The organism is Sphingobacterium sp., from assembly GCF_032065005.1.
GTDB lineage: Bacteria > Bacteroidota > Bacteroidia > Sphingobacteriales > Sphingobacteriaceae > Sphingobacterium.
In genome coordinates this window covers 1-9,438 of the sequence record NZ_DAMBMM010000020.1, presented here as the reverse complement: position 1 = coordinate 9,438, position 9,438 = coordinate 1, and the positions used below count along the sequence as shown (strand labels likewise).

General features: G+C 40.1%; 10 protein-coding genes. 5 read left to right on the top strand and 5 right to left on the bottom strand.

The features are described 5' to 3' along the window. On the top strand, window positions 1-288 hold a 288-nt coding region (locus RT138_RS18785; protein WP_313191892.1), incomplete at its 5' end, for a hypothetical protein. A gap of 18 nt (window positions 289-306) precedes the next feature. Here the strand turns inward: RT138_RS18785 and RT138_RS18780 are convergent. Continuing rightward, window positions 307-639 carry a YegP family protein gene (locus tag RT138_RS18780; protein ID WP_185214268.1) on the bottom strand — a complete coding sequence of 111 codons (333 nt, stop codon included), beginning with the start codon at window positions 637-639 and terminating at the stop codon, window positions 307-309. Window positions 640-714: 75 nt separating this feature from the next. Then, entirely contained in the window at window positions 715-1,095 is a 381-nt protein-coding gene (locus RT138_RS18775) for a YchJ family metal-binding protein (protein WP_313191891.1), read from the bottom strand. Between the two features lie 163 nt (window positions 1,096-1,258). On the opposite strand from RT138_RS18775, the gene RT138_RS18770 reads away from it, so the two are divergent. Together RT138_RS18770 and RT138_RS18765 are read left to right on the top strand one after the other, a co-directional pair. Next, window positions 1,259-1,771, top strand: a complete 513-nt coding sequence (locus RT138_RS18770; protein ID WP_313191890.1) for a lipocalin-like domain-containing protein — start codon at window positions 1,259-1,261, stop codon at window positions 1,769-1,771. 310 nt (window positions 1,772-2,081) lie between these two features. Further along, on the top strand, window positions 2,082-3,992 hold the full coding sequence (locus RT138_RS18765) for an amidophosphoribosyltransferase (RefSeq protein WP_313191889.1): 1,911 nt from the start codon (window positions 2,082-2,084) through the stop codon (window positions 3,990-3,992). A gap of 466 nt (window positions 3,993-4,458) precedes the next feature. On the opposite strand, the gene RT138_RS18760 is transcribed toward RT138_RS18765, so the two are convergent. Both RT138_RS18760 and RT138_RS18755 read right to left on the bottom strand, forming a co-directional pair. Beyond that, on the bottom strand, window positions 4,459-5,244 hold the full coding sequence (locus RT138_RS18760; RefSeq protein WP_237219580.1) for a murein L,D-transpeptidase catalytic domain family protein: 786 nt from the start codon (window positions 5,242-5,244) through the stop codon (window positions 4,459-4,461). Between the two features lie 69 nt (window positions 5,245-5,313). After that, entirely contained in the window at window positions 5,314-6,354 is a 1,041-nt protein-coding gene (locus tag RT138_RS18755) for a L,D-transpeptidase (protein ID WP_254527894.1), read from the bottom strand. Window positions 6,355-6,492: 138 nt separating this feature from the next. Between RT138_RS18755 and RT138_RS18750 the strand changes: the two genes are divergently transcribed. Next, window positions 6,493-6,906 carry an NUDIX domain-containing protein gene (locus RT138_RS18750; RefSeq protein ID WP_313191888.1) on the top strand — a complete coding sequence of 138 codons (414 nt, stop codon included), beginning with the start codon at window positions 6,493-6,495 and terminating at the stop codon, window positions 6,904-6,906. Window positions 6,907-6,985: 79 nt separating this feature from the next. On the opposite strand, the gene RT138_RS18745 is transcribed toward RT138_RS18750, so the two are convergent. Further along, window positions 6,986-7,579, bottom strand: a complete 594-nt coding sequence (locus RT138_RS18745) for an outer membrane beta-barrel protein (RefSeq protein WP_313191887.1) — start codon at window positions 7,577-7,579, stop codon at window positions 6,986-6,988. 556 nt (window positions 7,580-8,135) lie between these two features. Between RT138_RS18745 and RT138_RS18740 the strand changes: the two genes are divergently transcribed. Beyond that, entirely contained in the window at window positions 8,136-9,296 is a 1,161-nt protein-coding gene (locus tag RT138_RS18740; protein WP_313191886.1) for an MFS transporter, read from the top strand. Window positions 9,297-9,438: the final 142 nt, after the last annotated feature.

Here is a 9,438-nt window from a genome sequence, read left to right as displayed (position 1 = left end):
TTTGGTATCCGTGAGCTCCTTCGTCGGTTTGGTTACTTTTGGGCTTCAAAAGTAATGAAGAGAATTGGTATCCGTGAGCTCCTTCGTCGGTTTGGTTACTTTTGGGTTTCAAAAGTAACGAGGAAATTTACAGAAAAATATCTCACCCCTTCCAATTGTTTTTTAAAACAGAAATCCACCTTCCGGAGGAAGCCCTTTATCCCTCAACTCATTCCTTTGTTGGAGAGATGGACAGCATGCGGATATCTGTTCACAAAAAAAAGCCACAATCAATGTGGCTCTCCATAGTGGTAATATTTTCGAATATTAAACTGTTGTATCGTCAATACTTGCGTCAGGAGCGTTCTCTTGGATTGATTTGATGCCGTTGCTGCGGCCAGCTTCGCTTTCATACATTTCGCTAGTTCCGATGATCTGACCGTTGGCAGCTTTTAGGTTGAAGTAAAACTTACCGTTCTTTGCTGTTAACTTGTCAAATTTTGAACTGTCTTGCGAATTTTTCTTAACGGACTGTATTCCGTTTTCGCAAGCTGCCTTAGTGGTATAACCTTCACTGCTTAGGATGACCTGCCCATTTGCAGCTTTTAGGTTGAACTGGAATTCCCCATTCTTCCTAGTTGAAATTACAAACTTTCCCATAGTTTAAATATTTAGTTATTTACTAATTTACTAAATTCCAATAAAATCCAAAACCCTCAAAAACCATAATAATGTTTAGCCAACTATTCGGCCATCGACATAATACCAAGTCCCCTGCAGTTTTTGGAACCTGGATTTTTCATGGTGCCGCTGTTTTTCACCGAAGGGATCCATATAAAAGGCCATAAATTCTACGGTGTTTTCGGTGGCTTTTATGATTTCCAATCCTTCCCATTTATTTTCCTTGCTCCACTGTTCAATTTCGGTCTTTTTCTGGAACCTTCTGCTGTTGGGGTGGAAGGAATTATACAGAAAATCGACCAAGGATAGGCAGAAAGCACTGTATCTTGCCCGCATCAGTTGCTCGGCTGATTCGGCATTTTTTAAGTCAAGATGTACAGTTTTGCAACAATCTTCATAATTATTTTCAGAACCACAATAACAATTCATGTTCATATTCAAGGGATTAAGCTTTTCTTGTTTTTTATGGACCAATGTTGGTCTAAAACTTGTTTACCGAATATACAGATGTTTCGTTTGTCACAGAAATATCTATATAAGGAATGTTACAAACTATTAATGAAGAATCGCCGTTATAATGGCAAACAATAACCCCTAAATGACAACATTGAAAAATGAATTAGTAGGCACATGGCAACTACTATCCTATATAGAAGTACCTATTAAAGGTGCAGATTCAATATTCCCGATGGGCCAATCTCCAAAGGGATTATTAATGTATGGAGCTGATGGCTTTATGTCAGTCCAGATATCAAGTTCAGAGCGCAGTCAATATGCCTCGGATGACCGCTATTTAGCGAACGAAAAGGAAATCCAAGAACAGGTCAAAGGTTTTATCGCTTTTGCAGGTTCATACAAGATTGACAATAACAATGCGATTGTTCAATATTCCATTACGACCTCTTCATTCCCGAATTGGGAAGGTCAATTCCAGGAGCGCAAGATCGATTTTGAAGGTGATATCCTGTACTTAAAATCCGTAGAACCGATTCTTTCGGACGGTATCATGGTCAATAGCTATATGACTTGGCAACGCATAGAAAAAGCTGAGTTTGTTTCAAGACGTGAAAAATTCATCGAATACACGACTGCAAAAGTTGTTAACCCATAATTGGATAGGAGCGGGGCATCGCCCAGCTCAGCCCTACGGTTGAGACTCTGCCTATCAATGAAGAAAGAAAATAAATAGCCTCCTTTTAACCTTTAGCATTTTTGCTCATCTTTCTGTTCTCAATTCTTAGGTACCATTAACCAATTCCCACTCCAGTACCAATACCGAATTCCCACCCCAGTACCCAGTTCTCAATTTCCAGTTCTCTTGTCTTATGTCTTCTGTCTATCCTAACGTGAAATATTTTTTACATTAAGATGTATCTGATATTTTTTCAAAATTCCGTACCTTTGTGCCATCAATTCAAGATATGAGTGACGCTATAAAACACGAGTGCGGTATCGCACTAATCCGACTACTAAAACCCCTATCTTATTATCAAGAAAAATACGGTACGCCCTATTACGGCATCAACAAATTGTACCTTCTTATGGAGAAGCAGCACAATAGAGGCCAGGATGGAGCGGGTATTGCGACGATTAAGTTCGACGTCAAGCCTGGTAACCGTTATATTTCAAGGTACAGGGCCATGGGGTCTTCGGCAGTTGCCGAAATCTTCGAATACGTTCAGAAGAAGTTCGCTGCGGTTAACAAAGCTTATCCTGAGGAGTCCAAGGACACCCAATGGTTGAAAGACAATGTGAGCTTCACGGGCGAAGTGTTATTAGGCCATTTGCGTTACGGCACACATGGTAAAAACAGTATTGAAAGCTGTCATCCATTCCTTAGACAGAACAACTGGATGTCCAGAAATCTCGTTGTAGCAGGGAACTTCAACATGACCAATGTAGATGAACTGTTGCAGCAACTGTACGATCTCGGACAGCACCCTAAGGAACAAGCGGATACGGTTACGGTACTGGAAAAAATCGGTCACTTTCTAGATGAAGAAAACCAAAAGCTTTTCGATAAATTCAAACAGGACGGTTATTCCAATATTGAGATTTCCGCCCAGATTGCGAAAAACATCGATGTTGCCAAGATATTGACCCGTTCAGCAAAGACTTGGGATGGTGGCTATACCATCGCCGGAATTTTTGGACATGGGGATGCTTTCGTCATGCGTGACCCCGCTGGTATCCGTCCAGCATTCTACTACCAAGACGATGAAGTGTTGGTCGTGGCTTCGGAAAGACCAGTAATACAAACAGCTTTCAATATTCCTTTGACCGCTGTCAAAGAGATCAAACCAGGCCATGCCTTGATCGCTAAAAAAGACGGAACGGTAACTGAAGAAATGTTCAGACAACCCGTAGAACAAATGTCCTGTTCGTTCGAGAGGATCTATTTCTCCAGAGGGTCAGATGCTGATATCTATCAGGAACGTAAATCCCTAGGTAAATTATTGATCCCCCAAGTATTGAAGGGCATCAACAACGATATCAAGAATACGGTATTCTCTTTCATCCCGAATACTGCCGAAGTATCTTACTACGGTATGATGGAAGGAATCAACCAGCATGTCAGAGATTGCCAGAAAGAGGTACTTTTGAACCGCACGGATAAAATCTCGGATGAAGAACTGAATGAAGTATTGGATCTGAAACCTCGTTTCGAGAAATTGAACGTGAAAGATGCCAAACTCCGTACCTTTATCACGCAGGATGCTGATCGCCAAGATATGGTACAACATGTCTACGATACAACTTACGGTATCGTAAATGACCATGAAGATACCATCGTTGCCATCGATGACTCCATAGTAAGGGGAACGACCTTAAAACAGAGTATCCTAACCATTCTGGACCGTCTACATCCTAAAAAGATCGTGATCGTTTCTTCAGCCCCTCAGATCCGTTATCCGGACTGTTATGGTATCGATATGTCCAGGATGTCAGAGTTCGTTGCATTTGAGGCAGCAATCGCCTTATTGCGCAAGAATGGATTGGCCCACATCATTGATGAGGTCTATCAAAAATGTTTGGCTTCGACGACGATGCCGAAAGATCAGGTTGAAAACTATGTAAAGGCAATCTATGAGCCTTTTACCGATGATCAAATCTCGCAAGAGATCTCCAGGATCGTGAAGCCCCATAACCTGAACGCAGAGTTGGAAGTGATATTCCAAACGTTGGATAATTTGCATATTGCCTGTCCAAACCACAAAGGTGACTGGTACTTCTCTGGTAACTATCCTACGCCGGGAGGGAACAAGGTTGTAAACCGTGCCTTCATGAACTGGATGGAAGGAAAGAATGTAAGAGCATACTTTAGCAGCTAGTCTGAATTATAAAAATATTAAAATTTAAAGGCCATGATTTTATCATGGCCTTTTTCGTGCTTATTATCTTGATCTCAGTTTGGTCTTGTTCGAGACACATTCGGAAAATTGAAAATATGTTAGGGATCAATTCCCAATTCAATCCAGTAGATTCCCGAATGATTCTCGAATATGTCTCGAATAAGGTGGGTCCTTTAGCCAAAATCCTATCCAAAAAAAAGGCCTTTTGGTAGGTTGATTTGAATTCAAAATATTATTGAAATTCCTTGTTGAAGGAATCATGCTATATTTTCCAGAATAGCATTGCATGGTCATTACCCGAAGCTAGGAAATTTTACCGTTATTCCATGTTTCAAACAATGTAATCAAAAAAAAGATCATGAACCCCAGTTTCAATAACCGGATCCATGATCTTTATCTTTTATCGGAACCTCCGTCTAAATACTAAGTACTTAGTACTAAATACTTAATTCAGAACAGTTTTAGATTTACCTGTTTCTTCATCATGCTGTGTGGCAATCAGGGTAGAGGTTGGTTCCAAAGGATGTTTCTTTACAAATTTTGTAGACGCCAGATATTCTTTGTTTCCGGCATAGATATACATCAGACTTCCACCTTTGATCGTATTGATGATCGGTTTGGTCAATTCGCGAGGTAGGGCAGGGCAGCCGTAGCTTCTTCCCAATCTACCGGTTGATTTAATGATATCTGTACTGCAATAATCAGCTCCATGAACCACGATGGCTCTAGGTCTTGCTTGATCATTGATTCCTTTTTCAAGTCCATCCAGGCGCAATGAGAATCCATTTCCGCCGTAATAGGTTTCTTCAGCGTAGTAGAACCCTAGTGAACTTTGGAAAGATCCGTGTTTGTTAGAAAAAGATTTTGCAAATTTTTCACCGCTGTTTCTCCCATGGGAAACAATGTTGTGATATAAAAGCTTTTTAGCTTTCATGTCCAGAACATACATTCTTTTGTCGGTTGAAGGCAAGGTGAAATCAATGATGGTCATGATGTTCCTGTTCTTCGGGTTCAATTGCTGGTAACCTTGCATAGCTTGCTCGAAGGCGTCCCATTTAATGATCCCTTGCAGTTTCATTTCATCATATAATTCTTTAACTGGATCTTTTACTACTTCTACTTTTGTCTGTGTGATTTCTTTAGGAGCATTTACTTGCGGATTGATGTTTAGGTCTCCTGACATTGTGGAGGTCGCAATAGCCCATAATGAAATAAGCAATAGTTTATTCATAAGCACATTTTCCTAGTCTCTTTTTACAAAGCTAGGAAAAATATGACAATCAAAGTGTTAAATAAGGTTTTAGTCTATTACAACCACCAGGGATTTAAAGGGTTTTGACGTGTCGTAAACAAACTTGGCATGAGATGACGCGTTTCTGACACACATATGTGACCTTGGTGTCGTACCCAATGACCATGAATACTCCACGATTTTCCCTTTGGGATTATTGACCGGCACACCATGGATATAGCCTCCATTGGTGAATCGGGACGCATATGGCGCAAATCCTTCAATGGTCGTCGTCCCATCGCCGTAATAGAACATTTTTGGTTTCTGTTCTTGGACCATAAAGATTCCAACCGGTGTTTCCATCTGGTGGGGTGGGTTGTGCTGACCCGATGTGGCAGGGTTCATACTGCGGATTTTCCATTCATTTTCGCCCGTTCTTTCCACGGTCATAATATTTTGGTTTGTAACATCCACAATGTTGACATGGGTAATTTTCAGGGAATCACCGATAGATTTAACATATCTTTTCGGAACAAACCAAGTGCCTTCAAAAGAGATTCCATTGACCTTGACCATCTTTAAGGTGTCGGCACTTTCCAGGCTTACCAAGGATCCATCACGGCCGTAAATGGAAGGTTTTTTACTGTCTTCCGCTTGGTATAGCGGTGCAGACTGATATTTTTCGGTGCCTAAGGTGTCGGAAACACGTTTATAGGCATTTCGGACAAAGTTTTCCACGACGGCGGCTTCGCCATTGCGGTTCTTATAGTTTTGAAGGACGCCATACTGATGGGGAGCCCTTTGGAAATTTTCAATGAATGCCAATTTTTCCTTGATCTTTTCAATCTGGAATTGGCGTGTGGTATCCTTGTAAGGATAGGTTTCCTCTAAAGAGTGTTTATCGTATTGTAGATCTTTTTCCAGTTTGATGTCAGCTGCAGTGCGAGGTCTTTCCCTTTCTGCTCTTTCCGCTTCTTCTTGAGCTTTTTTAACTCTTTCTATGGAATCTTGCTTTCTTTTCTCAGCAGCACTAGTGGTTTTTGACGAGTTCTTACAGGATGCAACGATTAGTAAAGCAAACAGTAAGGACCAGAAAAAGTAATGTTTCATTCGCTAGTTTGGTGTTTTTTAGTGGATTGTAATCTATTTTTGATGCAAAAATAGGATTAACTTCAATATCAACCTATTGAATACTAAAAATCATTCCATTATTTCGGAAATTTGGAAATTAATTCTCAAATTCATCAAATGAAGCTAAATAACTACATCACCATTGCCGTTGGAGTTATCATTAACAAACAGGACGAGTTATTGACCGTCCAAAAGAATGGATCCAGCTATTATCAGCTTCCGGGCGGTAAGATTGAAGGAGAAGAGCGGCCAGTGGATAGTTTGATCCGGGAACTGCACGAAGAACTGCATATCAACCTAAATGAGCAGCACTGTAAGCTCCTAGGTGTGCATGAAGCACAAGCAGTCAATGAACAGGGGAAAACGGTCCGTGGCTATGTTTTTCAATGTGATTTTGTGGATCAATTTGAAAAGATAGAACCACATGCGGAACTTAGGGAAATCCGTTGGGTAAAGAAAACGGAGATAGAAGAAGTGAAATTGGCCAACCTATTGAAACAATTTGCATTGCCCATCTGGATGGACAAATAGGTCTTGATTAGAATGGTCTGTAATCAATAAAGGGATTGCCTAAGCAGGCAATCCCTTTATCTATGATAATTATTTTCGATTAAAAGTGAAAAGTAACACCAACAGTTGGAGCCAATGAATTTACGTTCAATCCATATGTATTTACTGTAGATTTTACATCAGTAGCTTCATCAGTTGAAGAACCATTGTTGTAGAACAAACCTTTTACTTTAAATTCAATACCTAAGTTTGAAGTAGGGAAGTAAGCCACACCAGGAGCTAATTCCACACCATAGTTTGCCGTAGTACTTGTTTTATCACCATTTAATTTTTCAGTACCCCATGACATAGGAACGGACAATTGACCGAAGAATTTTACAGGACCTTCATTGTTACTGTACATTCTTCCAAATGGAGCAACTACAAAAGAAGAAAAGTTATTTTTTGTGTCAGGACCATTTTGGCGTTCATTCCAAGAGTAACCAATACCAGTACCTACAGCGATATTATCTGCTACAAAGTAACCCACATTAGGGATAATGCTAAATTCATTTGATTTTGTGTCTGAATCTTTAAAAGAATGACCTTGGTAGGTAACTTGGCCACCTAGCATAAATTTACCTTTTTCAGTTTGTGCATTTGCTGCTAATCCTAATACTGCTACAGCAGATAATGTAAGTAATAATTTTTTCATGATTTCAATATTAATTGTTTGACTTTATTGTCATATATGGTCAAATAGTCAATCTCTGTACCAACTTGTTTGATGGTTTAGATGTTTAAGCAACTATTTTTTTCAACTAATCAATAAGGCATTGAAATACAGATAGTTTAAATTATTTACCAGATTTTTTAATGACAATTAACAAACAATCCTCAGACCATAGCAAATTTCTTCAACTGATAATAGTTAAAATAATAGCCAAATTGTCATGGATTTCGGGAAATCTAGACTGTCAAAAAATCCTTTTGTTTGTCAGGTCCCCATGAATTAGGCATAGGCGACGACCCTTGTCGGATTTTCCTGAACGCTTGAGGGGTCACAGCTTTATTAGGATGCAAGGGGTTTCTGTGGGATATGCTAAAGGAAATGGGGTTGTTCCTTAAATAATTGAAGGTATACTCAAATGGGATTTATAAATTTTAAGTTTTAAATCCAAACCAAGGGTAGATTCTTTAGATTTACGATATTAATAGAATCTATGGAAAAAAGCGGAAATCCTATACTTTCAAAATCCCTGTTATGGCTCATGACAATCGTATCAGGGGTTGTTGTAGCGAATAATTATTATAATCAGCCTTTATTGGCAGAGATGGCATCAGAATTTGAGGTTCCTGAATCCACAATCAGTAAGATTACCGTCTTGACCCAGCTTGGTTATGCCTTTGGATTATTGATGATCATTCCATTAGGTGATAAGCTGTTCAGAAAGCGGTTGATACTTATTGATCTGGTATTTGTTTTCTTAGCCTTGCTTTGGATGGCCATGTCCAAAGAGTTATGGATGATTTCCATGGCGAGTTTCGTGATAGGATGTACCTCCGTTATACCACAGTTATTTGTACCCATGGTTGCGGACCTGTCTAATGAAGAGAATAGGTCCCATAATATCGGCATGGTGATGTCAGGCTTGTTGATGGGAATTTTACTCTCCAGGTTTATCGGCGGTATAGTAGGCGATATTTGGGGCTGGCGCAGTATTTACTATGGAGCCGCAGTCCTGATGTTGATTTCATGGATCTTTGTATACCGTATGTTGCCGGAAATGAAGCCTAACTTCAAGGGGAATTATTCTTCCTTAATGAAGTCTGTTTGGAATCTGGCAAAATCAGAACCTATCCTGCAATTAGCATCGTTCAGAGGTGCGGTTAGTTTCGCTTCTTTATGTGCAGTATTTACCACTTTAGCCTTTCATTTGGAAGAGCCACCCTTTGAGGTCGGTCCATCCGTGGCGGGTACATTTGGCTTGATTGGAGCAGCAGGAGCATTAGGAGCAGCTTTTGTTGGGAGATTAAATCGAGTTTGGTCTAGGCATAAAATTATTACGGTTTCTCTATTTATCCTACTTTTTAGTTGGTTCTTTACCTATTTTATGGGGAATACCTATTTGGGCTTGGTGATCGGCATTATCATGATCGATCTGGGCTTGCAATCTTCACATATCATGAACCAATCCGATTATTTCGCCATCAAAACACCTGCAACAAGTAGGTTGAATACGGTTTATATGGTGACTTACTTTATCGGAGGTTCTTTCGGATCATGGCTGGCGGCACAGGCTTGGGGATTTGCCGGTTGGGCAGGAGTATGTACAGTAGGGGCAAGTTTTGCGGTAATGGGGCTGGTTTCGCACCTGTTGCTAGCGAAGAAAGTGAATAAGCTTTCTGTTACTTTTGAGGCGCAAAAGTAATCAAACCGACGAAGGAGTTCACGGATACCAATTCTCTTTGTTACTTTTGAAGCCCAAAAGTAACCAAACTGACGAAGGAGTTCACGGATACCAATTCTCTTCGTTACTTTTGAGGTGCAAAAGTAACCAAACCGACGAAGGA